The organism is Leptolyngbya sp. FACHB-321 (assembly GCF_014695975.1).
Classification (GTDB): Bacteria; Cyanobacteriota; Cyanobacteriia; order Leptolyngbyales; family Leptolyngbyaceae; genus Stenomitos.
Window position 1 is genome coordinate 55,969 of the sequence record NZ_JACJPI010000084.1, and the last position, 24,497, is coordinate 80,465.

The following is a 24,497-nucleotide window of genomic DNA, read 5'->3' on the forward strand; positions in this document are numbered from 1 at the left end:
ACGAACAAATGACAGCAGACGCTAAAAAGCAGAAAGTAGCAAAAACGATCACGCTGGTCTTTTCCTTTGTGCTGGTGCCGCTCATTCTGCTGTTCATGGCATTCCGTCCGGCAGTAGCAGAAACACCGAAGCATTATACAGACTTGACGTTTGCACCGCCGCCAGAGTTGAAGCTGCCAGATTACACACGCTTCAAGTTGGCAAATGGCATGGTGGTTTATCTAGTAGAAGACCACGAACTACCATTAATTAATGGGACAGCGCTGATTCGCACAGGCGATCGTCTGGAGCCGTCAGACAAAGTGGGGCTAGCAGAATTGGTCGGGACAGTGATGCGATCGGGCGGCACACAAAAACATACCGCCGATGCCATCAACGAATTTTTAGAGCAACGGGCGGCATCTGTAGAAACAGGGATCGGCGATGATGCTGGCAGTGCTGGGTTTGACACACTTACGGAAGATTTGCCAGAAGTCTTTGCACTGTTTGCTGAAACGTTGCGACAACCTGCGTTTCCCGATGACAAGCTCAACCTGGCAAAAACGCAGCAGCGCGGTGGCATTGCCCGTCGGAATGACGATCCAGACTCGATCGCCAGTCGTGAATTTCGCAAGCTAGTCTATGGCGATCGCAGCCCCTATGCTCGCTTTGTGGAATATGCCACCCTCGCTAACGTCTCGCGTGATGATCTTGTCAGTTTTTACCAGCAATACTTTCACCCAAACAATATTCTGCTGGGCATCGTCGGTGACTTTGATACGAAGTCAATGCGTCAGCTTGTCGAAACGACATTTGCGGACTGGAAGCCTGTAACGGCAGCACCCCCAGCATTGCCAACAGTGGAGCAGGCAAAAAAAGGCGGTGTCTTTTTTGTAAATCAGCCCCAGCTAACGCAAAGCAATGTGCAGATTGGTCATCTGGGTGGACAAGCAAACAGCCCCGACTATCCCGCGCTATCGGTTATGAATGAAGTGCTAAATGGCTTTGGCGGGCGACTATTTAATGAGGTGCGATCGCGTCAGGGGTTAGCGTATTCAGTCTATGCCTATTGGGGGTCGCGGTATGACTACCCTGGGCTTTTTGTAGCAGGTGGACAGACCCGATCGGATGCCACTGTACCGTTCATCAAAAGTGTGCAGGCAGAAATCCAGAAAGTCCGCACTGCGCCTATTGCCCCCGTAGAGCTTGCCTTTGCAAAAGATTCAGTGCTCAATTCCTTTATTTTCAACTTTCAACAGCCTGAGCAGACGCTTTCTCGCCTACTGCGTTACGAATACTTTGGCTACCCGGCTGATTTCATTTTCCGCTATCAAAAGGGTGTAGCTGCAACGACGATCGCCGATGTGCAGCGCGTTGCCAAAACCTACTTACAGCCAGACAAAATCGTCACGCTAGTAGTTGGCAATCAAGCCACAATCAAACCATCGTTAGATACTTTGGGGCAGCCCGTAACGACACTCGACATTACCATCCCAGCCCCAAGTAAGAGCTAGGCACTGTCTAACATCACGCTGCTTTTACTGGCAAAGCTGCAATGCAGTTGTAGAGCAGCCGGTTTCAGCCAGTGATGTATAGCGCGCAGCATAAGTTTTTACTGCCAAAGTCTTAACTTTAGGTAAGGAGATGTGCCATGATGGCGGCGAGGAGCGAGAAGGCAATCAGTGCAGGTTTCACGCTCATACGAACGAGTCCGCGCGAGTCTTACCCTCAGAGAACAATATGTTTAGAAAAAATACGCCTCCACCCTCAAAAGTCCTACCAACCTACATTGCGCCGAACAGCGAGTTTCAGGGCACCCTGCACGTTGAAGGCGATCTGCTTGTGGATGGTATTGTGCATGGCACGGTCGAAGTGCAGGGCGATATGCAGATATCGGAAAGCGGTCTCATTGAGGGACCTGAGGTACGGGCTAAGAACCTGACGGTGTATGGAGTGCTCAAGGCGCGAGTGCTGGTAGAAGGGAAGCTCACGTTAAGTCGTACGGCTCGGTTAGAAGGTGATGTCACTGCCAGTGCCCTTAGCGTTGAAGAAGGCGCATTCTATGTCGGCTACATTGACACAGGCGAGACACGATCGCTATCTGGGGGGAGAACGCGACCGGAACTAGTTGGTACTGGCGATCCTTATGCTGGCGATCCTTATACGGGTGGTCTTGGTGGCTGATGCTTCTAGCAATTAATTTTTGGCAAATCTCCGACTTCTTTATCTAGCCCTAATTAGATTGCTCGTAGCTGATGCAGCAGTCGGGAATCTAGGATCTAACCTGCGTCACAGACACCCAACGTCTTTGTTCGTGTCATGATTGGCTTGCCTGAACCTGATGCAGTCGGGAAGCTAGAATCTAATTGACATTATGACGCTAACGCAAGTTTGGGGTGCGCTGCTGCTTTTCATTGTCTGTCCGCTGTTGGGCGGGCTGCCCCTCATCGCTTGGACAACCTATGCTCTGACGCGACGACGGCTAGCCAGGTTGGGCACTGGCAACATTAGCGTTTCAGCCGCTTTTTACCATGGTGGACGAGTAGCAGGCATTGCAGCAGTTTTGTCGGAAGCGCTGAAGGGCATTGCTACCGTTTTGCTGGCGCGATCGTTTTTTCCAGCCGATCCTGCCTGGGAACTGGTAGCACTCATGGCACTGGTAGTCGGGCGCTACTGGTTTGGCAAGGGAGCAGGAACGACGAACGTTGTCTGGGGCTACGTTGTTCACGACCCGACCGCCGCTGGCTTTGTCTTTCTCATTAGCGGTATTAGCTTTACTGTTCTGCGTGAACGGCAACAGGGGCGACTGAGCGTTTTAGTCATCTTTCCCCTCATGACGGCGTTACGCCATTCCTCTGATCACGCGCTTATTGGAGCCGCGATCGTCCTTGCAATTCTGTTGGGCTGGATTTATACAAAGCTTCCCGATGACCTGGATTTAGCTCCAACATCGGCTCAGTCAGGGTCTAAAGCAATGTTCAAATTTTTTCGGAGCGATCGCGCCATTCGCTCGTTGAATGATCTGTTGGATGTTCGTAAGGTCGGGCAAAAAGCCGCAACACTCGCACAGTTGAAGCGATCGGGCTATCCCGTACCGATGGGCTGGGTGCTGAGTCCTGGTGACGACCCAGAGCCGCTGGTAGAGTTACTCAACCCGTCTCCAAAAGCACCGCTCATCGTGCGATCGTCAGCTGTGGGCGAAGATTCAGAAACCGCATCAGCAGCAGGGCAGTACGAATCGATTGCAGGCATTGTCCGCCGTGAGCAGTTATTACCTGCTATTTCTCGTTGCTTTGCCTCATATAACGAACCTAGTGCTGTGCAATATCGACGCGATCGCCAGCTTCCTGATGCCGCCATGGCAGTCTTGATCCAGCAGCAGGTGCGGGGAGCGTTTTCGGGTGTCGCCTTTAGCCGTGATCCCATTGCGCGACAAGGCGAGGCCGTGGCGATCGAAGCGCTTCCAGGCAGCGCGTCTCAGGTCGTATCGGGACAAGTCACGCCTGAAAGCTATCAGGTGATGGTGCCTACAATTGACGTTCAGCCTGCAACGGCTCAGACTCCAGCAGATTGGTTGTTACCGGACGATCGCACTCTGGCAATCAACGGTAGTGGCACTGTGCCACCACGACTTATCCAGCAGGTCGCATTTTTGGCAAGACATTTAGAGGCGCAACGCAGCATTCCCCAAGATATCGAGTGGAGCTATGATGGTCAGCAACTTTGGCTCTTGCAGGCGCGACCGATCACCACACTGCTGCCGATCTGGACGCGCAAGATTGCGGCGGAGGTGATTCCTGGGTCGATTCGTCCCCTTACCTGGTCAATTAATCGTCCTCTTACCTGCGGCGTTTGGGGCGATCTCTTTACCCTCGTCTTGGGCAAGCGTGGCGAGGGTTTAGACTTCAATGAAACTGCTACGCTGCATTACTCCCATGCCTACTTTAATGCCTCACTGTTAGGACAACTGTTTCGACGGATGGGGTTGCCACCCGAAAGTCTAGAGTTTCTCACACGCGGCGCGAAGTTTAGCAAACCACCGCTGCAATCTACACTGCGAAACGTACCCGGACTTCTGCGTCTAGTCGGTCGAGAATGGCAGCTAGAGAAAGATTTCCAACGCGACGATCGTCGTCAATTTGCGCCTGCACTAGCAGAGTTTTCTCAACAACCAGCCTCTGAACTCAAGCCAGCAGCGCTTCTTGCGAGGATTGATCGTATCCTCAATCTCCTCCAAACCGCCACGTACTACAGTATTTTGGCTCCCCTTAGCGCTGCCCTTCGCAAAGCCATCTTTAAGGCGAATGATGAACAACTGGACAACAGCGATACGCCAGAGATTGCGGCATTACGATCGCTTCAGGCATTAGCGAGAGAGGCGCGAGCTTTTCTGGAGAAGCAATCAGCAGTCGGCGGTCAGCATTCAGTAGAAGCATTGTTCACCCTGTTGGCACGGTTGCCTGAAGGACAGGTAATCTTAGCTCGGTTTGATACGCTGTTGGAGCAATACGGCTACTTAAGTGAAGTGGGAACTGATATTGCGGTGCCAACCTGGCGCGAAGATCCGCAGCCTGTACGATCGCTCTTTACTCAGTTTTGTCAGGATTTACCACCAATTGCATCTCCAGTCGATCGCCAAAGCGGCAACGTGAAGCGAGTACAACGTCGTTTGACGCTGAAAGGACGAGTAACAGAGGTCTATAGCCGTTTGCTTGCAGAACTACGCTGGAGTTTTGTGGCGCTAGAGCAACTTTGGCTAGAGTCAGGCTTGCTGGCAGAAGCGGGAGATATCTTTTTCCTGGAGTGGGAGGAGATTCAGCGATTGGTAGAGAGAGGAGAGGGGAGAGGGGAAAACATTCAGAAGCTAGTAGAGGGACGACGATCGCAGTTTGAAGCCGATCGCGCCCTTGAAGCAGTGCCCTATCTGGTTTATGGGAATGATCCGCCTGCTCCAGCCGTTAGTTCGCACAACTGGCAAGCATCACAGCAGTTGCAGGGCATTGGAGCAAGCCCGGGACAGGTAGAGGGCGTTGTCAAAGTGGTGCGGAGTTTGACAGCGTTGCCAGAGATTGATCGCGAAACCATTCTCGTTGTGCCATACACTGATTCTGGTTGGGCACCGCTACTGGCAAGGGCGGGAGGACTCATTGCAGAAGTGGGTGGAAGACTATCGCATGGGGCGATCGTCGCTCGTGAGTACCGCATCCCTGCCGTCATGGACATTCAAAACGCAACCCAATTGCTACAAGATGGTCAGCGCGTTCGCATTGATGGGCAAAAAGGTACTATCGAGATTCTCCCAGCTATAGATGAATAGCTGTATGAAAAATAATTAGAACAGTGATAGTGGCTTTTAAAAAATAAGCTCGGTTGCTCAACATGATGCTAATGCACCTGAGTTTATTCCTGATTGTTAGGAGGAGAACAACAGCTCTCTTAAGCAAGTAATTCGGTTTAAGATATGCTTCTTATTTTGGTCTACCTGAAGCACCTAGTTTGATTCTTTTCTTCCATGCCTAACGGCTTGATCTAGTGCTTGAGTTTGCCAGTTGTTTTTAACTAGTTCTACTACCTATCAAGCTGTTAAAGATGTTCCAATCTTCGCTCCAGCTTACTAAAACAGAGATTTAAAGTTCTTAGTTAAAAGCGATCGCTTTTCTGAAGGGCGAAAGGCGTTCACCCTTCAGCTTGAGACAAATTGATTACAAGTGAGCGTCAAGCAAAATTAGACGATATCAACTAATTTGATATCGAACGTGAGGGCTTCACCTGCCAAGGGATGATTTGCATCCAGTGTCACAGCGGCACCAGAGACATCAGTGATCACGACGGGTAACACTTGCCCATCTTGCTGCTGAAGCTGAAGCTGTTGACCAACCTGGGGTTCAATTTCGGCTGGCATTTGCTGGCGATCGACGACAACGACCATATCTTCTAAATGCGGACCGTATGCTTCGTCTGTAGGAATGACCTCTGTTTTTGCTTCACCCAGACTCATCCCGACGACGGCTCGTTCAAAACCAGGGATAATGCTACCGGAGCCAAGCGTAAACTCTAGCGGTTCGCGATCGTTCGAGGAGTCAAACACTGTGCCATCATCCAGTTTGCCAGTGTAATGAACTTTGACCGTATCGCCAATTTTTGCTTGTGTTGTTGCTTGTGTCATTCTGTTTCTCCTTTCGTTAGCAACTGTATCAGTAATGATGCGATCGCGTGCAGCTCTCGCCTCCCTTAAACTTTTTTTAGATCAATCAAGTTTTTCAATGTGGTAGAAAAACATCGCTTTCACGATAGCTCTACTACGGGTGAGCACAAATCATTCAAAAGTCCAAGTCAACACTCATCATCTTTATCACTATTGAGGCATTGACAGACCTGCTGCCATTCGTGGTGTGAGACTTTAAAGTTAGTGCTGTGCGGTGCCCGAAGCACCTGTAAGTTGCTAAGAATAGGGTCGTAACGTAGTCTGGCTTTAAGCAGAGGACAATTTAACAGTTTGTGCGTAAAGCGAACTGGGGCATAGAATCTGCCCATTGCTCGCATTGGTAGCAACCAGTAGTTAAGATCGGGCGGCTGTTCAACAAAATGGGTAGACTGCGTCACCTCAGCAAGTGCGTAAATGCCCGCCTCCTTGCCTGCAACCCAAATAAGCACACGATCGCCTACTGCAATTTGGTCAGCGTACCGAGTCACTAGCCAATGCATGCCCTTCAACTCTCGAATGCCATCGAGAATGCGACTGTACTTGGGATTTGCCTGAAATAACCAGTACATTACACACGACCTGAAGGGCTGAAAGATCAACCTGAAGGCAAAAAAAAGCAGCCTACCTACCCGGTGACAGACTGCTTAATTAGAAAGATGATGAGCTTCTCAACACTTCGCTGATCAACTAGCCACTCTCATTAACGCTTCTACCTTCTGGTAGATTCCGTATCGTGTACGGGTGTGATTAAGCGTTTGCTTTTAGAAGAATAATCAATTCATCATCCAGCTCTAGGTTAGCAAGAACCCCAGCTTTTAATTGGGTTTTCAACTATGACTGCTAGCTGCCAGATATAGTAGCTACGCGTCGATCAGCGCTGGAACCCTTTTTTAGCCTTTTGTCCCTCTTTCTCTTTTGGTTTGGTTTTGCTGACTTCCTTAAGTGCTTCTTGAAACAGGTCATGTAGATGGAGAGGGACACTAGCAATTTCGGGCAGTTCTGGCTGTAGCGGTTTTTTGTGCTGTTGCAGCAGTGCATCCAGGTCAGCCTTCAGGTCAAAGGTGGGACGATCGAGCACCGATCGCAACACGTTTTCTAAAGCAACTGGACGTGCCTCGGCTAACCGATGCCAGATAAAAGCATTGATAGTGGCATCGTCTAAGTATTTACGAACCAGCTTTTCGGCACCGGGTACACTCTGCCAGTCCTCGGCTTGAAGCAACGTTTCAAACTGAGTATAGGTTGGCAAAAACATTTGTCCCCAGCGGGGATGCGCCAGCACAGTAACGTTTTCTGCCTTTTTCAGTTCGGGCGGCAGATCAATTTTGGGCGTTACCATTTTGGCAGCAGTTTCTTTGCTCTTTAGCATGGTTGAAACCGCTTTGGCATCGGCTCCCATCGTTGCGGCTGCCTCCTCAATTTCTGCCTCATCCATGCCCGCTTCTGCGGCTAGATCAGCCAGCGATTTTGATTCATCAATACCGGCTTCTGCCAGCTGCTTCTTGGTCAGTACGTCCTGAAATTCAGCAATTTTCTTACCAAGCTGATAGCCTGGCAGCGTTATGGCATCACTACCAAAAAAGTCCAAAAAGTCCTGATGATAGCGTTCGACCGATCGCCATGCTTCCTCTAACAGTTCTGGCGCGTCGCTGTAGAGCGACTCTTTATAGTTCTGCTTGAAGTTGCCGATCGCCACTGCTAGCTTTGGTTTGCCCAGGTTGCCCATTGCCTTCCACGGCGCTGAAAACGTCCAATACGTTTCGGTGATCGGTGCAATTTGAGTTAGCAGAATTTCACCGAGCTTAAACCGCTGCATTTCTTCTAAGACGGCAGGATCATTGGGCTTGACGGTGTAGGGCTTTGCGGTCAGCCAGTTCATCAACTCAAACCCATCTGGCAATTTTGCTGTGACGGCAAATAGCCCCACAAAGCTTTGCTGCCAGCTTTTGAGCAGTTTTTGATCGCTCTCCGATAGATCCTCTGCCTCTGCCAAAAACAGGTCGATCGGCGTTTGATTTTCTACCATTCCTTCGATCACAAAGCGATCAATGACCAGCGCTTGCTGATGCTGATCGGGCTGCTGCGATCGTGCTAACTGCTCTGCGGAATAGCGCTCTAGGGCGACTGCCAGTTCTCCTTCAGCATCTAGCACAAAATCGACTAAGGCTTGTTTCAGTGGTCGCGATCGCGCCAAAATTGCATCCACAGGCTAACCTCAATACGTTTCTTGCCAGCATACGCCTTTAGCATCAAGACAGGCAAACATTTACAGCTAGACTCTCTGTAGTAGGGATGTTCTATCTAATCCCCCTGTGGATGAGAATGAGGCTAGCCACTTTAAAGCAGCCCACTTCCCTTTTACTGAGACATGCGTCATGATTCCGGCTTCCGATCACTATTGGCTGAGAAACGCTCATATCCCAAAACCGCTGCTAGACCAGAGCCAGCCCATACTTACAGGGAGCACTCAAGAGCTTCAATTCACCAACCTGGAACCCAGCGATTTTTTGCAGGTCGATCTTAAAATTGACAACGGCACGATCGCCGCGATCGTCCCTGCTGGACAAGTGATCGACGACAGCCCCTCTGCTGATCTACAAAACGGTATTGTCTTTCCCTGCTTTGTCGATCTGCATACGCATCTTGATAAAGGGCACGTTTGGGAGCGGGCACCAAATCCTGATGGCACCTTTAACAGCGCGATCGCTACCATACAAACCGATACGCGGCACTGGGATGCAGACGATCTATATCGTCGGATGTCGTTTGGGCTGAAGTGCAGCTATGCCTACGGCAGCAAAGCTGTCCGCACACACATTGACGCTTCTGGTGAACAAGCGGCAATTAGTCTAGATGTTTTCAAAACCCTTCAAGCAGAATGGTCAGAGCGGCTGTTGTTGCAAGCGGCTTCCTTGGTGCCACTAGAGTATTACCTCACGCCAGCAGGCGAACAGCTTGCCGATCAAATTGCCGCAGTGGGTGGCATTTTAGGCGGGGTTGCCTACATGGACGCCGCGATCGCGCAACAGGTCGATCGCGCTTTCACGCTGGCAAAAGAACGAAATCTTGCGTTGGACTTTCACGCAGACGAGACGAATGAGCCAAATTCAGCAACATTGCGCGTTATTGCTGAAACCGCTATTCGACATCAATATCAGGGGCGAGTCGTCTGTGGACATTGTTGCAGCCTTGCCGTGCAATCAGACGAAATAGCAGCAACGACGATCGCCCTCGTTAAGCAAGCCGGGATCGGCATCGTCAGCTTGCCAATGTGTAACCTTTACCTGCAAGATCGGCAAGTTCGTCGTACACCTCGTTGGCGGGGTGTTACGCTGTTGCACGAGCTACAGCAAGCTGGAGTGCCCGTTGCGATCGCCAGTGACAACTGTCGTGATCCCTTCCACAGTTTTGGCGACCATGATGGTCTACAAGTATTTAGCCTCTCAGTCAAAATTGCCCATCTAGATCGTCCTTACGGTACCTGGTGTCGCTCCATTACAACCACTCCGGCTAACTTAATGGGTTTGCCGACAGTGGGACGTATCGGCGTAGGCTTGCCTGCCGACCTCGTTTTGTTTAAGGCGCGCCGCTATAGTGAACTGCTGTCTCGCTCTCAGCACAATCGCACGGTTCTTCGTGCTGGTAGGGCGATCGACACCACACTACCCGACTATGCCGAACTGGATGATGTTCTTACCAAAACATAGAAAGGTTCAAAAGGGTAAAGAAGTAGATGAGAGTCACTGCAAATACCTCTAAAGCATTGATCAAAGCAAGGTAGCGCTAGATCTCGCTACAGTAGTTTTTGAGACGGATGAATGACGAAAATAATTAATGCTATCCGATACAAAGACCTATACGCCTCAGTTAGCTGTCACTCTCGGTGATCCAGCAGGCATTGGTACAGAAGTAATCCTCAAAGCCTTGGCGGCTCCACTTGCAGGTTGCGTCATCACACTTGTGGGCAGTCGATCGCGCCTCGTAGCCACCTATCAACAATTGCGATCGCGTCATCCAACGCTGCCCCTGGCAAACCCAGACGATTTGCAGATTCTCGATATCACGCTTGCTCCTGACCTTGAGCAGCAAATTGCGATCGGTCAGGAAAGTGCTGCCAGCGGAGCCGCCAGTTTTCAATATCTCGAAACGGCGATCGCCCATGCCCTCTCTGGAGCTTTTCATGGCATCGTCACAGGACCAATTTCTAAAGCTGCCTGGAGTGCTGCGGGTCATCCATACCCCGGACAAACGGAATTGCTGGCAGAACGAGCAGGGGTCGATCGCTTTGGGATGTTGTTTGTTGCTCGATCACCGCACACAGGTTGGATCTTGCGAACGCTGCTTGCTACAACTCATATTCCCCTACGCGACGTTGCAGATGCGCTCACCCCTGCCTTGCTGACCCGTAAGCTCGATCTATTGCTTGATTGTCTGCGACAAGACTTTGGGCTAGAAGCACCACGAATAGCGATCGCGGGACTCAATCCTCACAGTGGCGAACAAGGCAAGCTGGGGCACGAAGAGCAAGATTGGCTGATCCCCTGGCTCGAAGACACTCGTTTGCGGTTGCCGCACCTTCGATTAGATGGACCCACGCCACCCGATACACTATGGGTCAAACCAGGGCAAGCGTGGTTTGGCAGCACCCAGACAGCGGCAGCGTTTAATCCTGCCGACGCTTATTTAGCCCTCTATCATGATCAAGGACTGATCCCAGTCAAGCTGATGGCATTCGATCGAGCAGTCAATACGTCGATCGGACTACCTTTTGTGCGAACATCCCCTGATCACGGTACAGCCTTCGACATTGCTGGGCTGGGCATCGCAGAAGCAACCAGCATGAGAGCAGCACTAGAACTGGCAGTCGCACTATGTCACGAGCGCTATAAAACTGGGAACACTGAAACGTCTGACCAGCTCTCTAGTGGCAGCGCTAATGTAGCTGTTACAGGCATTTAGTAGCAGCAAGGCTCAAACCGGCAATCTACTTAAAACAGCGATCGCCAGTCGACCATCACACATCAGCCGTAACGGGCTAGACTCATAGCAATTGTTAATCGGTCGTAATAATAATTTAAATCTGTCCCTGAATCTACTGAGGGAAGGCTATTTCAGTTCAAGAGTGACAACAATTGAGTTAAGGTTTGATGACTTTTTCAACGGTTCTTAATACAATCAAGGAGGATTTAGCGCGAAAATGAAAACTGATCAGTATACAGGACTACAGTCCTCCTCGTTAAATCCTAAGCTTGAGTTTTTATCTATTGCTACCGCTTCTATTCCTACCGCTACAGTAACCTTGGGTTACCCTGCCAAGCTCCTCCACTTTTATCAAAGCTCCATTAACCAATACAAGGGTGAGATCCATGCTTCAATCTGCACAATATTCTCTTAGTGTCATCCAAGACGAAGCGCGTGAACTTGTTCAAAAGGGTATGGTCAGCCGTCATCAGCCGATCTATATTCTCTGCCAGTTCATTCCAGCACGCGAGTGGGCATCCATCGAGTGCGAACTTGAGCGCTGCAACTTTCTACTGCGCGATCGCATTGGCGATTTAGTCGGCCGTGAGCAGTGGGACAACGACTAAGCGATCGTCTTGCCCCACTGCTCAGCATTAGCGCTATGCCTATACCTTTGGAAATTATTTGAGGGATGTTGATCCCTCACAAATATCCCTCAAACGGGAGCGTTGTAGCCGCTACTCGCTTGTTAATCAACCTCAACCCGACTCTGACAGAGCTAACTGAGTAGACGCAGCTTAGTGATCATTCGTTCCACTAAGAGGGTGCGTTTTGGTTTCTGAGTGTTTCCAACTCAGCACGCATCGCTGCAATCTGCGCGGTTAGCTCCTGCAACTCTAGCTGGATTTCAGGTGCGGCAGATGTCGTAGTAGCGGTTGTACTAGTCGTACTTGAAGCTGGAGGCTGGTTATTGCGCTGAGCCAGAAGCGTATCCACAAAGTTACGAGCCTCTTGCTCTGTAACCTCACCCTTTTGTGCCCATTCGGATGAGAGTACGCTCCACTCCTGATTCAGCTTTGAGAGGTTCTCATGACGTTTCTCGGAGTCTTGTATCACTTCTACTAAAGATGCTGTTGCACCAAGTGTGACGCGAAAACCGTTCTGAAGCAGTTGTACAAGATTGTCAGCATTCATTTCAGCCACGTCCTTTACTAGCGATGCGAATAGTCTAAGCCCATTTTTTTCAAAACTTCGATTTGTGCAAAAATTCAATGCCAAAATCGACGTTCTTTTTCACTTAGGATTGCTCTAAATATTGATTGATGTCTTCTATCAGACGGCTGAGTTCCGCTTCTGTTGTCAAACGAATGCGATCGTCTCTTACCGTGATCAAGACTTTAGCGGCAAAGGGCGTTGCCCAAATGTTAGGGTTGCAAAAAATTTCGAGAAACACATCACCTGTGTACTGATACTCCATTGGCTTTTGCGGCGTAGCGCGACTGCCAGGGGCTGTCTTTACGGCTGTGGCTTTGAGGCGATCCATTAACTGAGAGAGTGCCGTTTGCAGTTCTGCGGCAGCCTGGGGCGTAAAACTAATGGCAACAGACCCCTCGAGAAGATTGATAGTGAACCGAGACATAGCTGCTTGCACTCAACGATCGGCACTCTAAATAGTACTGGTGATAGTAACTGAAAAGATCTTCTCTTTACGAATGGGCTACTTTCATTACCGCGAAGGCTTAGCTACCACTAGGGCATCATGCCACTAAACAGCTGCTGCTATTGAACGATCGTAACCGCCGCCAACTACTGCGAATCTTTGCCTACAAGCGCGTCATGCCAGTAGTGCTGGCGCGATCGCTGCCCTACAGTAAGGGGAATGAGTTTGCTTAATGCTGTGGTTGTAGATAATCGATCGCAGGTTCGGAAGGTGTTGTTAATCACACTGCTGCTTAACCTGTTTGTGATGGTATTGAAGGCTGGCATTGGCTGGCTGACTGGGTCGCTTAGTTTGATAGCAGATGCACTACATAGCGTGACCGACAGCGCAAACAACATTTTGGGGTTAGTTGCCAGTCGGTTTTCATCACCCGAACCCGATCGCGATCATCCTTACGGACATCAAAAGTTTGAGGCAGTCGGTGCCTTAGGCATTGCTGCCTTTCTAGGGATCGCCTGCTTCGAGATTTTGCAGGGCGCGATCGAAAACCTCTTGAAACCCAACCATGCTCCGGTAAAAATCTCATCTCAAGAACTCTGGCTGTTGTTGATCGTGCTAGGCATTAACATCTTTGTTGCCTTCTACGAACGACGGGAAGGGCTGCGTATTGGAAGCGCCATTCTCATTGCCGACGCGAAACATACTATGAGTGATATTTGGGTCACAATCAGCGTGATCGGCGGTTTGATTGGCATCTGGGCGTGGGGGCTTCAGTGGCTTGACGTGGTGCTTGCCTTTCCGGTCGCGTTGCTAGTCTTTTTTAGCGGCTGGTCAGTGCTCAAAGAGAACCTGCCGTCCTTAGTCGATGAAATGGCGATCGCTCCCGAAGCCATCCATACGATCGCCATGCAGGTTCCCGGTGTCATCAACTGCCACGACATTGCGTCTAGAGGGGTTGTGGGTCGGCAAAGCTTTATCGAGATGCACTTAATTGTTAGTGCAACTGACGTCGAAACGGCTCACCAAGTTACCGAAGCTGTAGAAGCTAAATTAGCAGAGCGCTTCAGTCCAGTTCGCGTTCTCATTCACCTTGAGCCGCCGTCTTACACATCAGAGCAGATCACGTATGAACCAAAAGCTTGAGATGAAGCGGTCGATCGTCAACTAGCGCCTATTTTTCTCTTAAAAATATGAAAGCCCCAGGTTGCCCTGGGGTTTTGGAGTCATCAGCTCTTTGCACTATTGAAGTTAAAAGAAATCGCAACGCTTTTACTCTACCTAAGGGTGGAGGAACGGGTTTAAAGCTAAAGAAAGATCAAGCGAAGCCTTATGAAGCAACCATTACAATCAGTGTAGGTTGTTATAAGGACAGCACTAAAGGTCAAAACACGGAGTTAATTTGTCATGGAGTTTGTCACCGATCCGTCGATCGCGACCAAAATCCTCAAGATGCGTCAGCGCGTCCGTTGGGGTGAACAGGCGATCGTGCAGCGAGACATTGACCAAACTCGTCTGGTGCTGGATGACAACCAGGAGGACAGCCCAGAGTTTTCCTTTCTAGTGCTAGGAGACAGCGGTTCTGGTGCACATCGGGGACACAACCCTCAGCGGCGCATTGCCGAGCAAATGGTGCAGCAGCGAGACGGCTGTCGCTTTGTGCTGCATACAGGTGATGTTGTTTACCTGACTGGCTCAAGTACCTTTTACCCTCCCAACTTTATTGAGCCGTATCGGGAGTTTCTGGTCGGCGGCAATGACTCCAAGCACATTGCCTACGATCGCATGGTGTTCAACCTGCCGTTTCTGCCCATTCCCGGTAACCACGACTATTACGATATGTCTGTGCTGTTTGGCGTGCTGTCACAGATCACGATCCCGCTGCGTAGACTGCTGCGGGCACACCTTGATTTAGACGTCAGTTGGCGTGGTTCGATGCAGGGAAACGCATACGCCCGCGCCTTTTTGGACTACCTTAAAGCCTACCAGCCCGGAGCCGAGCTAGAACGGCATCTGGATCAACACTACACGGCTAAAACCGAAACGGGACGCTGCTTAAGCTATCAACCGGGACGCTTCACTCGCCTGCCCAACCGCTACTACACGTTTCGGTCTGGCGGCATTGACTTCTTCGCGCTGGATTCAAACACCATCAATGCACCGATCGCCCTACCCAATAACCCTGCTGGAGACCAGTACCGCCGCCAGTTAGAACAGCAACGAACAGACATAGACAACCAGATACAGGAAATTTTGCTGACCCTTACGAAACTGAAGCCTGATGACCCAGATGATGCAGAACGGATGGATGACCTACACGCTAAGCTAGAGCAGCTCACCGAAGTCACGCAAGATATTACGAAGCAGCTTGCCTCTGACGGAAGAACAGAGACGGATTCAGAGCAATTGGCATGGTTAGAGAAGCGGCTGATTGAGTCATGGCACACAGACGCAGTACGGGGGCGAATCCTCTTTTTCCACCATCCGCCCTATGTGACAGAAGCAACGAAATGGCACCAGGCACAAACGCTAGCCGTGCGCGATCGACTCCGCCAGGTGTTAAACGTCGTAGCTAAAGCGGTGGGCGATCGGGCGGGCGATCGTCCTATTGTTGATCTCGTGCTGAATGGTCACGCTCATTGCCTGGAATATCTCCGCACAGCCGATACGGGGCACGCTGACGCAAACACAAACTGGATTATCTGTGGCGGTAGTGGCTTTAGTCTACGCCGCCAGCGAGAAGAAGGCGCAAACGTAACAGAATGGCTCAGTCGGTCTGGGGCAGCGAGTGAAACCGTAGTCGCCAAGTCAGAATTGTTTGTGGGGCGGAGCGGGCAAGGATCACAGCGACGACGACCCTATTCGTTTCTCCGCATTGATGTGCAAGCGGGCACGCCACCCAAATTCGTAGTACGACCCTTTGTTGCAGAGCGGTACCAGAAGGCGTGGAACGATTATAAACTTGACCCTTTTGTGATTGGCTAACGGGTGCTGTCGCGGTAGCACCAAACACACAACCGACGCAGTAGTTTGTGTGTTTCGGGTAAAGCCTAGCGAAACAAGTTCTGAAAAAAAGTGGGAGACTGCCAAAGCATATAGCCAATGCCTGCCACTGCCAGGGTGATCGCGATCGTCATGCCATACGCAATACACATTAACAAGCCATCTGCTTCTAGTGTGGCAACTGCCAACAGCAGAATTCCAGTCGTGGGGATGGGGTTGGTAAAGGGAATAGGGAGCATGAGCAAAAAAGCTAACCACGCAATGCACACCCCGTTGAGCCGCCAGATCTGATGACTTTCAGCAAGCCGTCGCAGCCGTGGTCGGGCAATTTTCTCCAGCAGCCCCGTCACTTGTCGAAGCAAGGTTAGTAACTTGAGCGCGAGCCAGTTTGGAAACTGAAATCGGGCGATGCGTTTGGGTAACCAGGGCGATCGTCGTCCCAACGCCATCTGCGCTGACAACACCAGACAGCCAAAACCTAACGGACCTGCAAACCCTGGTGGCATTGGCAGTAAAAACGGTAATGCCATCAGCACAATCACCAGACCAAAGCCTCGCTCCGACGTTTCTGCCAGAATGTCGCCCAGCGTCAGCGGCTTTTCAATGAGGCGATTAAGCAGGTTCTCCAGGTCTTGCGAAAATCTCAGGTTCATGAGTTGGACGATCCTAGTTCCACCGCTAGACTAACGTGTTCAGGCTGATGTTCCCATGCAACTGTTGTCCAAGTGTGTATCGAGGACGATCACCGTTAGACTAGTGCCTCTAAACCCAGTTTCCCATGCCAACACACTGACGTTGTACTATTAATCCGTTCTATACTGGATCTTCTTTATTAGCGGTAGATCCTATGGTGAGCGAAGTCAAAACAGTTTCGGGACGCGGCATTCCGGTTGTTGGCAATGATATCGACACCGATCGTATTATTCCCGCCCGCTTTTTACGCTGTGTGACGTTTGATGGGCTGGGTGCCGAAGTGTTTGCCGACGATCGCACACAGGCGAAGGGACAGCACCCCTTTGATTTGCCGACCTATCAGGGCGCAACAATTCTCGTTGTAAACAACAACTTTGGCTGCGGCTCGTCGCGGGAACATGCACCGCAAGCGATTGCCAAATGGGGCATTCAGGCGATTGTTGGTGAAAGCTTTGCCGAAATCTTCTTTGGGAACTGTGTAGCAATGGGCATTCCCTGCGTAACGGCTACTCCTGAAGCGGTGAAGCAGTTGCAGGACGCGATCACGGCAACTCCTGACCTACCTGTAACCATCAATTTAGAAGCGTTGACAGTACAGTATGGTGATGTTGCAGTGCCCGTAGTGATCGGCGAAGGCGTGCGTCAAATGATGATCAGCGGCACCTGGGATGCATGCGGGCAGTTAGTTGCGCAAGCAGAGGCAGTAAAAGCAACAGCATCACGCTTACCCTACGTTGCGTGGAGCAAAGCTAGCTAAAGCAATCCCAGCCTAGAGTCAAAACTCACGGCGCGAGAAGACGAAGGTGGCGATCGCCAGCAGCGCCACAATGTAGAGAATCCCATAAAGAGCATTCTCCAGCAGCGCTGTGAGGCTGGGCAGTTGACCATACACTGCCTGATTTTTAAGATCTAACCGCGCCAGATCGGGAAGCACCAAATAGAGGCTTCGGGTCATGTTTTCAATGGCTGGGTTTTTACTGAGAGTGCCCAGCGTCACCAGATCGCGGCTAAAGTTGCCCATAAAATAAACCGCAAACGTGAGCAGCGTTGCTAGTAGCGAACTGGTAAACACGCCAAACGCGATCGCCACAGCAGTAATCAGCGAAAGCTGGAGAAATAAGTAGAGTGACGAAACAAGGATACTACCAGCAGGAAATGGCACGCGACCAAAGACCAGAATTGCCATATAAATAGCGGTCATCGTTGCCACCAGTACCGCCAGCACTGCCGATAAGCCCAGATGTTTGCCAACAATAAACTCGGTGCGGCTGATTGGTTTAGCAAGTAGCGCCAGCACAGTTCGTTTCTCAATTTCTTTGTTAATTAGTCCCGTACCAACAAAAACCGCAATAACCAGACCTAGTAAGCTCATTGCTGCTAGACCCACATCCAGCAGAATTTTATTTTCGGTTGCGGCGGCAATTTCGGGCAGCAGGCGCAAACAGGCAACGAGAAACAGCGCAAACAAGCCAATGAGATAGAGGACGCGATCGCGCATCACCTCACGAAACACATTTGTTGTAATAACCAATGTTCTAGCCGCATTCATACTTACTTTCTCAAACTCATGCTTGTTGTAAACTTGTCAAACCCCTTCTAGCGAAGGCTTCCATAACATCACGACAGAAAATTTGCGGCAGCGCTGCCGATGGGCAAGGGATCGATCAGTGCTGGCTCACTTAGCCCCCCTACCTCTTTACTCCTTCACTCCTTCACTCATCATCCCTCCTCCATCCCCTGGTTGCCCTGCGGTCGGGTCTGTCACAGCATCACACGTTACTCTAGCAATCTGAGTCGATGCCACTGTGCGTGCGATCGATCGACGCGTATCAGGCACACGAGTTATTTGGCAGGGCTTCATCAAATAATACCCAGTGCCATCAGCCGATGGTCCTTGCCAAACCGCCATCATCTGCATCTGGTACTCTGTTCTCGGCAAGACTTGACCCTGCAAACCCCACAACGAGTTCTCTTTTACAGGCGAAATGCGGGTCATCACAACATCTTCTAGCTGCTGCATTTGCGGCTCTAACTCTAGCAACCACCGCTCTACCTGTGACCACGATCGCCCATCCAACTGTTCTTTCAAAACAACCTCAGCTTGATCTAAAATCGTCACACCACGAGATTCAGTAGGATTGTTCACAAACTTAATCACAAACGCACTTTTACTTAAGTCTTCAGTGATGAGGCTAGGGTAATCAACCAGCCAGGATTGTGTTAGAAAGAAAAGCTGAAACCAACAGCTCAAGAGAAGGTTGGAAAGCAATAAGATGACAAGATCTTGACGTGCCTCCGGCTTGGGAGTTTTATACTTTGGACCGATCCCAATAAACTTTGGCAACGCTGCAATTACGGCTGAAATCGGTGGCCAAGAAAGCAAGGCGATGCGAGTGCGCTCCTCCTCCGGCAAACCAGAAAAAAGAAGGGTACAGATTAAGGCACCTGTTATCCAGGGAGCAAGATACAAACCACCAATAGTTAGCCCTTTTTTGATATTAAGCGTCAGGTCAAAAACCTTGAACTTTTCCTCATGCATGAACCAGTGAATGCCTGGAATCAGAAAGAACCAGGCACATGTGGCAATAAAACCTTGCATCCATTCGCGGGCAGGCAAAAGCGACATTGCCCAGGAAAAGATGCTAATCCAGAGCAACGTTTGCCACGAGTCGGGCTTTGGTGGCGTGAGCGTTTTGCGTAACTGCTTAAAGATCTCATCAATACTAAGAAGAGATAAGAAAAATTGTCTAATCGCAAGATTAAAACCTAAGTTTACAAAGAAGAAAATAAAGACACCCAGCCAAAAAAATGTCTGCCAAGAAAGTAGACTGGGAGGAATTAAGCTAGAGATTAATTGTCCTAAAAAACTTAAAATATTTTCCATTCTAGTCAACGTATCTAACGAGGAAGGTAAGATTGTTCAACCAGACGGAAGAAAAGTAGCAGCAGAATAGCACTAAAGCTACAAGCATTGGCAACCAGTACAGCATAGACTCTGCTGTTGGCACGGACGCCCACAAGCTGACCTTGTCGACCACGAAAGCGCATCGGTTTCACTTCGCTTGTGGCTTTGGGTTTGGGATTTTTTTCGAGCAGAATATCCAAAAAATCTAACCCTTTAAGTTTGACAAGAAAGGTACCCAAAAACATACCAAGGGCACAAAATACCAGCACCGGTGCCACATTAAGTAGCATGGGGTCTGCATAAAAGTGCTCAAAAAAGATAAAGCTAATGAGCTGAACGCGCCATTCTAGTGGTAACAATGGTTGAGTGAGAAAAAAGCAGATCCAGCCAAGAAATGTGGAGAGCAGATTGACGCTGACAGCATATTGCATACTGGTTTTGTAATCCAGGCTCAACGTTCTATGTAGAACATATGCTTCGATCGCGATCGCAATCAGCAAAAATAAGCATTGAAACACCACAGCTCTTAGTGGCAAGACTTCAAAAGACATCGCTCCTTTCCTTCAAAGGTTAACCAGGCGGCTCATGCAGAATGAATGAGTACCAGTATTTTAGCCGTGACTGCTGACCATACTGACCGTTAAAATAATAATTTTGCTGCCATCTGAATGCGATCGCTAGGCGAGATCGATCGGGGCAACCCTGGTAAATGGACGATCGTCTGTTCCGAAAACAGCCCTTCTGCTAGCTTTTGTCCCGCTTCAAAGCGATTTTGGACGATGTAGTGTTGAGCCATGCCCATGTCGTTTAGCGTTATGGCTAGCCGTTGGGCTTCGGCTGTAATTGCCGCTTGCGCTTGAATCACGCCAATAAACTCAGTGTATTTTGGATCTTTCAGCTTTTTTTGTGCCTGCATCACCCGTTGCCGTAGCGTCCGTAGCCGTCCAATTAAATCAGTGCGTCCCAGCACATCCTGATACTTGATCCACAGCTTAAAGATCCAGGCAAGCCAGTCACCCATTGCCGATGGCATTTCCAAAAAGCGCAGTAAGTGTCCTGTGGGAGCCGTATCCAGCACAATCAAATCTTGTGCTTTGGACTCCAGCAGTTCCATTACTGTTACCAACGACAGCATCTCATCAATACCCGGCAACGCCTGCGCCACAATTTTTCGCCACGCCTCAGGACCGTAGGCAAGCTTGAGCGTGGTCTCGCCATCACTGGTTTCGCCGCTCATCATCTCTGCCAGTTCCCACAGGTAATCTTGCCGAAACTGATCGAGCACCTGTTCAGCATCCACTTCTTGCGCGCTCAAGTTGGATGTCAGCGCGATCGCCTCATGCCCCAAGACTTGCCCAAAGGCATCTCCCAGCGAATGGGCGGGATCGATCGAAATCACCCGAATCTTACGATCGCTATAACGCTCTGCCATCCCCCATGCGATCGCTGCTGCTACCGTCGTTTTGCCCACGCCACCCTTGCCACCTACCAAAATCAGTTGTCGTCCCGCCGCTATAAAATCGCCAAACCCAGGCGGAATCTTCTCTGGCATTTGTATCTGCGGTGCCGTAATGACGACTGACTCTACCGTTGCTGGCTGAATTTGGGTGAAAAGATGATCTAGCGCGATCGTCCCCGCTGGCTCTTGCGCTTGCTGCGGTACAGCAAAAATTGGCTTCTGATCTGCCAGGGCAATGAATTTAGACAGAAGTTGTTGCTGCTCAGCGAGGCGATCGAGAAGGGCGGGGGATGAAGGATGAAAAGATGCTTGATTGCTGCCCTCTGCCTCCCCTGTTTCTGCCTCTTGCCTTCTGCCTTCTGCCTCCACTAGACGATTCACAAACACCCCACCAACTGGAATCTTCAAAGTTTCTAACGCTGTAAGAAAGCGTTGAGTTTCCAAAAGGCTCATCGGTTCGGCGATCGCCACGACCAAGCAAGCAGTGGCATCCTGATTCTGAAGTAGCTGCCGTCCACCCACAAGGTCTGCTTTCATGTCTTGCAAAAACGCATCAGCATGATCGGCGGTGTAGCGTCCGGTAAAAGATTGGCTAATGACACGGTGCTTTTCTTGAAAGAGCTCCAAGGCACTTAGAAACTCATCCAGAAAATCCATTAAGCCGAAGAGATTGAGCGTATGTCCGCTGGGAGCCATATCGACCACGACACGATCGGCTTCATGTTCGCGCAGCAGCCGCTGGATTTCCAAAATGCCCATCAGTTCATCTAATCCGGGCCAACTTAGATCCCAAACGGGTGTCAGGTCTTCGTTTTCGACAAAGCTACCTCGTTCGACCAACAGCTCTAATACATTGCCGTAATCGCTCTTGAACGCTTGTAGGAGGATTTCTGCATCGAGCGATCGCACCTTGAGATTCGGCAGATCTACAGCAGGTTGAGGGTCGTCTGTAACCGTCATTTGCAGTACATCACCCAATGAGTGCGCTGGGTCGGTAGACAGCAGCAAAATTGACTCATCAGGAAATCGTTGTGCCCATTGTCGCGCAAAGCCGCAGGCGAGAGTTGTTTTGCCAACACCTCCCTTGCCGCTAAACATAGTCAGGTGAAGCGAGTCATAAAGCTGAAGTTCCATATCCACAGAGTACCCCGCTGACTGCAAGGAACTCTACTCCTTCTCATCTGATAGTGCAACGAACCAGATGGGAACCCTTCATGTAATGAGTGTTACTTCATAGCGCGTTTGAGTGATGAGATAGTCGGGTGCAACGCAACGAAGTTAAACCCTGTAGGCGTATCAGTGCTATGTACAACCTGACAAACTTTACTCTAAGCGATATGACCGAATGTGGCACTGCTCTACGAAAGCTGGGTGTAGGGGCGACGAGTATGGAGCAAGCAGCCGATCGGATCGTTCGCTATTTCTATGAACAGTTTAGCGATGAGCAGACGGAGGCTAGTGCATTTGCGCTCACACGCTTTTTCAAAACTCACTCCTATGAGGATTTAACGATCGAACTCCAACAATTTGCTGATCGAATGTTGGGCAAACAGCCAGATGTGCCTACAACCAAATGCCTGACGCTACTGGCTACGGCTGGCGATCGCTCCGAATGGAATGCCAGACAGGCATCGATCGGTCATCAAGCGATTCCATTGGTTAGTGAACAGTTGGTCGCCCAATCACCAATGATCTCTCAACTGATCCAGCAGTTTGGGCTAGAAATCGGTGCTGTGCTGGCTCCTGATCCCAATTTACTGGCCGATCTAGAGCAGAAAACCTACAACGTTTTTCATGTAGCGCAGGCAGCTAATAGTGCGTTTGTTCCGGCACAGGCAGAGTTTGTCACTCCTTGCGGAGTGCAATCAGTACTGGGCTTTGGCGGCATTTTACCCTCTGGTAACCTCATAGCCATCATTCTGTTCTCTAAGGTGCCTATCCCCGACGCTACGGCAGATATGTTCAAAACGTTGGCTCTCAACGCCAAAATGGCAGTGCTCCCCTTTGACAAAAGCACCGTGTTTGCCTAACTGAGACCGCTATAGTGCAAGGCTCCAATGGTTGCATCGACAGTCCGACAATCACCCTTCTGTATAGGGAAAATATTTAGCGTGAACGATACAAACCATGTCACTGAGTCTCAAGAAGTTGAGCAACTCCGAGCGCAAGTTGTTGCATTGGAGGAACTACTAGAGGTTTATGAGCAAGAAACCTTAGAAAAGTCGGTGCGGTTAGAAGCGGCACTGGTAGACCTACAGGAACGCGCACAGCAGTTAGCCTACTCCGAAGAAGCCTTACGAGTCCTGAAATCGATTTTGGAAAGTATGGGCGATGGTGTCATGGTGGCGGATGAAGCCGGTCGTTTTTTGTTCATCAATCCGGCTGCCAAGCAGGTGCTTGGGGTGCAGCCTGATAGTAGCTCGTTAGAGCAATGGACAACGCAGCAAGCCAACCTTGGCAGTTTTTACCTACCCGATGCTAAAACGCCGTACCCAACCGAGCAGTTTCCGTTAGTCCGTGCCATTCAAGGAGAAGCTGTCAACGCAACCGAAATGCTGGTGCGATCGCCCCAAAAAGACGAAAGTATCTGGCTGAGTGCGACAGCGCGATCGTTGCGGGATGATAGCGGCATTCTTTGCGGGGGGGTTGCTGTTTTCCACAACATTACAACGATCAAGCAAACAGAAGAGGCGCTACGTCAGTCGGAGGGGCGATCGCGCGAGCAAGCACAGCGGTTGAAACAAACGCTACGAACCCTTCAAGACACTCAGTCAAAACTCGTACAGAGCGAAAAGATGTCCAGCTTAGGGCAATTGGTTGCTGGGGTTGCACATGAAATTAACAACCCAATCAATTTCATCTACGGAAACATTCACCCAGCCGAGCAATATGTACAAGACTTGCTCCACCTAGTTGATCTCTACCAACAATATTATCCAGAGCCACTTCCAGCCATCCAGACCGAAATTGAGACGATGGATTTGAGTTTTTTACGAGCAGATCTGCCTAAACTGCTGTCCTCCATGCGAATTGGCTCCGATCGCATTCGTCAAATTGTGCTTTCCCTACGAAATTTCTCCCGACTGGATGAAGCGGGAATGAAACCAAGCAATCTGCATGAAGGCATTGACAGCAGCTTACTCATGCTCCAAAACCGTTTAAAGCCAAACGCTGAAAGCCCTGGTATTCAAATTGTCCAGCACTACGGCAAGCTGCCTCTGGTTGAGTGCTACGCCGGACAAATTAATCAGGTTTTTATGAACCTTCTGGTCAATGCGGTTGATGCACTAGCAGAAACGCACAACGCCCAACCCAATGAGCAACTCAGCAGCAGAGCCGTTGACTCACCCTTACCCACTATCACAATCATTACAGAATGTTCTGATACACAGGTCATCGTCCGCATTCGAGATAATGGTCCTGGCATTTCTCCATCAGCACTGCCACGCTTATTCGATCCCTTCTTTACAACTAAATCAGTTGGGCAAGGCACTGGATTGGGGTTATACATCAGCTATCAAATCATTGCGGAGCAGCATCGAGGCTCACTAGAATGCTACTCGGAACCCGGACAGGGCGCAGAATTTCAGGTTTGTATCCCAGTTCAACAGACAACCGTTTGTAAGATGTAAGC

General features: G+C 50.1%; 21 protein-coding genes. 11 read left to right on the plus strand and 10 right to left on the minus strand.

Annotated elements, in window-relative coordinates:
• Positions 1-8 precede the first annotated feature (8 nt).
• The 3 genes from H6F76_RS27215 to H6F76_RS27225 all read left to right on the plus strand — a co-directional run bounded on the left by H6F76_RS27215 (position 9) and on the right by H6F76_RS27225 (position 5,296).
• The gene (locus H6F76_RS27215) at positions 9-1,493 is read left to right on the plus strand and encodes a pitrilysin family protein (RefSeq protein ID WP_190452879.1); all 1,485 of its coding nucleotides are present in this window, start codon (positions 9-11) and stop codon (positions 1,491-1,493) included.
• Between the two features lie 226 nt (positions 1,494-1,719).
• Positions 1,720-2,163, plus strand: coding sequence for a polymer-forming cytoskeletal protein (locus H6F76_RS27220; RefSeq protein ID WP_190513045.1), 444 nt, complete (start codon positions 1,720-1,722; stop codon positions 2,161-2,163).
• A gap of 190 nt (positions 2,164-2,353) precedes the next feature.
• Positions 2,354-5,296, plus strand: a complete 2,943-nt coding sequence (locus tag H6F76_RS27225; RefSeq protein WP_190513047.1) for a glycerol-3-phosphate acyltransferase — start codon at positions 2,354-2,356, stop codon at positions 5,294-5,296.
• A gap of 408 nt (positions 5,297-5,704) precedes the next feature.
• Here H6F76_RS27225 and H6F76_RS27230 read toward each other — a convergent pair whose 3' ends face one another.
• The 3 genes from H6F76_RS27230 to H6F76_RS27240 form a co-directional block, all read right to left on the minus strand.
• Positions 5,705-6,145, minus strand: a complete 441-nt coding sequence (locus H6F76_RS27230; protein ID WP_190452887.1) for a peptidylprolyl isomerase — start codon at positions 6,143-6,145, stop codon at positions 5,705-5,707.
• A gap of 167 nt (positions 6,146-6,312) precedes the next feature.
• Entirely contained in the window at positions 6,313-6,753 is a 441-nt protein-coding gene (locus tag H6F76_RS27235) for an EVE domain-containing protein (protein WP_190513049.1), read from the minus strand.
• A 302-nt stretch (positions 6,754-7,055) separates the two neighbouring features.
• Complete coding sequence (locus H6F76_RS27240; protein ID WP_190513051.1) at positions 7,056-8,390, minus strand: hypothetical protein; 1,335 nt, start codon at positions 8,388-8,390, stop codon at positions 7,056-7,058.
• Between the two features lie 169 nt (positions 8,391-8,559).
• Here H6F76_RS27240 and H6F76_RS27245 point away from each other — a divergent pair, with 169 nt between their 5' ends.
• The 3 genes from H6F76_RS27245 to H6F76_RS27255 all read left to right on the plus strand — a co-directional run bounded on the left by H6F76_RS27245 (position 8,560) and on the right by H6F76_RS27255 (position 11,772).
• Positions 8,560-9,891: a cytosine deaminase gene (locus H6F76_RS27245; protein WP_190513053.1), complete on the plus strand. Its 1,332-nt coding sequence runs from the start codon at positions 8,560-8,562 to the stop codon at positions 9,889-9,891.
• 127 nt (positions 9,892-10,018) lie between these two features.
• Entirely contained in the window at positions 10,019-11,143 is a 1,125-nt protein-coding gene (gene pdxA / locus H6F76_RS27250; RefSeq protein WP_190513055.1) for a 4-hydroxythreonine-4-phosphate dehydrogenase PdxA, read from the plus strand.
• A 407-nt stretch (positions 11,144-11,550) separates the two neighbouring features.
• On the plus strand, positions 11,551-11,772 hold the full coding sequence (locus H6F76_RS27255) for a DUF4327 family protein (RefSeq protein WP_190452896.1): 222 nt from the start codon (positions 11,551-11,553) through the stop codon (positions 11,770-11,772).
• 190 nt (positions 11,773-11,962) lie between these two features.
• Here the strand turns inward: H6F76_RS27255 and H6F76_RS27260 are convergent, their stop codons facing one another.
• Together H6F76_RS27260 and H6F76_RS27265 are read right to left on the minus strand one after the other, a co-directional pair.
• A complete protein-coding gene (locus H6F76_RS27260) occupies positions 11,963-12,340 on the minus strand; it encodes a hypothetical protein (protein ID WP_190452898.1) in 378 nt (125 codons plus the stop codon).
• A 103-nt stretch (positions 12,341-12,443) separates the two neighbouring features.
• On the minus strand, positions 12,444-12,785 hold the full coding sequence (locus tag H6F76_RS27265) for a hypothetical protein (RefSeq protein WP_190513057.1): 342 nt from the start codon (positions 12,783-12,785) through the stop codon (positions 12,444-12,446).
• Positions 12,786-13,043: 258 nt separating this feature from the next.
• On the opposite strand from H6F76_RS27265, the gene H6F76_RS27270 reads away from it, so the two are divergent.
• Both H6F76_RS27270 and H6F76_RS27275 read left to right on the plus strand, forming a co-directional pair.
• Entirely contained in the window at positions 13,044-13,949 is a 906-nt protein-coding gene (locus H6F76_RS27270) for a cation diffusion facilitator family transporter (RefSeq protein ID WP_190513262.1), read from the plus strand.
• A gap of 261 nt (positions 13,950-14,210) precedes the next feature.
• Complete coding sequence (locus H6F76_RS27275) at positions 14,211-15,788, plus strand: metallophosphoesterase (protein ID WP_190513059.1); 1,578 nt, start codon at positions 14,211-14,213, stop codon at positions 15,786-15,788.
• Positions 15,789-15,853: 65 nt separating this feature from the next.
• On the opposite strand, the gene H6F76_RS27280 is transcribed toward H6F76_RS27275, so the two are convergent.
• Positions 15,854-16,459: an exopolysaccharide biosynthesis protein gene (locus tag H6F76_RS27280; RefSeq protein ID WP_190452903.1), complete on the minus strand. Its 606-nt coding sequence runs from the start codon at positions 16,457-16,459 to the stop codon at positions 15,854-15,856.
• A gap of 194 nt (positions 16,460-16,653) precedes the next feature.
• Here H6F76_RS27280 and leuD point away from each other — a divergent pair, with 194 nt between their 5' ends.
• On the plus strand, positions 16,654-17,256 hold the full coding sequence (leuD, locus tag H6F76_RS27285; protein ID WP_190513061.1) for a 3-isopropylmalate dehydratase small subunit: 603 nt from the start codon (positions 16,654-16,656) through the stop codon (positions 17,254-17,256).
• Between the two features lie 18 nt (positions 17,257-17,274).
• On the opposite strand, the gene H6F76_RS27290 is transcribed toward leuD, so the two are convergent.
• The 4 genes from H6F76_RS27290 to H6F76_RS27305 form a co-directional block, all read right to left on the minus strand.
• Positions 17,275-18,048: an ABC transporter permease gene (locus H6F76_RS27290; protein ID WP_190513063.1), complete on the minus strand. Its 774-nt coding sequence runs from the start codon at positions 18,046-18,048 to the stop codon at positions 17,275-17,277.
• Between the two features lie 147 nt (positions 18,049-18,195).
• Positions 18,196-19,383, minus strand: a complete 1,188-nt coding sequence (locus tag H6F76_RS27295; protein ID WP_190513065.1) for a DUF5357 family protein — start codon at positions 19,381-19,383, stop codon at positions 18,196-18,198.
• A gap of 14 nt (positions 19,384-19,397) precedes the next feature.
• Positions 19,398-19,955, minus strand: coding sequence for a filament integrity protein FraC (gene fraC / locus H6F76_RS27300; RefSeq protein ID WP_190513068.1), 558 nt, complete (start codon positions 19,953-19,955; stop codon positions 19,398-19,400).
• Positions 19,956-20,044: 89 nt separating this feature from the next.
• Positions 20,045-21,961, minus strand: a complete 1,917-nt coding sequence (locus tag H6F76_RS27305) for an ArsA family ATPase (protein ID WP_190513264.1) — start codon at positions 21,959-21,961, stop codon at positions 20,045-20,047.
• A 206-nt stretch (positions 21,962-22,167) separates the two neighbouring features.
• On the opposite strand from H6F76_RS27305, the gene H6F76_RS27310 reads away from it, so the two are divergent.
• Entirely contained in the window at positions 22,168-22,893 is a 726-nt protein-coding gene (locus H6F76_RS27310) for a hypothetical protein (RefSeq protein ID WP_190513070.1), read from the plus strand.
• Between the two features lie 81 nt (positions 22,894-22,974).
• Complete coding sequence (locus H6F76_RS27315; RefSeq protein WP_347276138.1) at positions 22,975-24,495, plus strand: ATP-binding protein; 1,521 nt, start codon at positions 22,975-22,977, stop codon at positions 24,493-24,495.
• The last annotated feature ends 2 nt before the right edge of the window (positions 24,496-24,497 follow it).

Bases quoted from the DNA above. Each gene is read 5' to 3' on its own strand.
- H6F76_RS27305 (WP_190513264.1), bottom strand. From the start codon at position 21,961: ATGTTTAGCGGCAAGGGAGGTGTTGGCAAAACAACTCTCGCCTGCGGC.
- H6F76_RS27245 (WP_190513053.1), top strand. From the start codon at position 8,560: ATGATTCCGGCTTCCGATCACTATTGGCTGAGAAACGCTCATATCCCA.
- H6F76_RS27290 (WP_190513063.1), bottom strand. From the start codon at position 18,048: ATGAATGCGGCTAGAACATTGGTTATTACAACAAATGTGTTTCGTGAG.
- H6F76_RS27255 (WP_190452896.1), top strand. From the start codon at position 11,551: ATGCTTCAATCTGCACAATATTCTCTTAGTGTCATCCAAGACGAAGCG.
- leuD (WP_190513061.1), top strand. From the start codon at position 16,654: ATGGTGAGCGAAGTCAAAACAGTTTCGGGACGCGGCATTCCGGTTGTT.
- H6F76_RS27265 (WP_190513057.1), bottom strand. From the start codon at position 12,785: ATGTCTCGGTTCACTATCAATCTTCTCGAGGGGTCTGTTGCCATTAGT.
- H6F76_RS27295 (WP_190513065.1), bottom strand. From the start codon at position 19,383: ATGGAAAATATTTTAAGTTTTTTAGGACAATTAATCTCTAGCTTAATT.
- H6F76_RS27280 (WP_190452903.1), bottom strand. From the start codon at position 16,459: ATGAACCTGAGATTTTCGCAAGACCTGGAGAACCTGCTTAATCGCCTC.
- H6F76_RS27225 (WP_190513047.1), top strand. From the start codon at position 2,354: ATGACGCTAACGCAAGTTTGGGGTGCGCTGCTGCTTTTCATTGTCTGT.
- H6F76_RS27275 (WP_190513059.1), top strand. From the start codon at position 14,211: ATGGAGTTTGTCACCGATCCGTCGATCGCGACCAAAATCCTCAAGATG.
- H6F76_RS27260 (WP_190452898.1), bottom strand. From the start codon at position 12,340: ATGAATGCTGACAATCTTGTACAACTGCTTCAGAACGGTTTTCGCGTC.
- H6F76_RS27220 (WP_190513045.1), top strand. From the start codon at position 1,720: ATGTTTAGAAAAAATACGCCTCCACCCTCAAAAGTCCTACCAACCTAC.
- H6F76_RS27310 (WP_190513070.1), top strand. From the start codon at position 22,168: ATGTACAACCTGACAAACTTTACTCTAAGCGATATGACCGAATGTGGC.
- H6F76_RS27235 (WP_190513049.1), bottom strand. From the start codon at position 6,753: ATGTACTGGTTATTTCAGGCAAATCCCAAGTACAGTCGCATTCTCGAT.
- H6F76_RS27230 (WP_190452887.1), bottom strand. From the start codon at position 6,145: ATGACACAAGCAACAACACAAGCAAAAATTGGCGATACGGTCAAAGTT.
- fraC (WP_190513068.1), bottom strand. From the start codon at position 19,955: ATGTCTTTTGAAGTCTTGCCACTAAGAGCTGTGGTGTTTCAATGCTTA.
- H6F76_RS27215 (WP_190452879.1), top strand. From the start codon at position 9: ATGACAGCAGACGCTAAAAAGCAGAAAGTAGCAAAAACGATCACGCTG.
- pdxA (WP_190513055.1), top strand. From the start codon at position 10,019: ATGCTATCCGATACAAAGACCTATACGCCTCAGTTAGCTGTCACTCTC.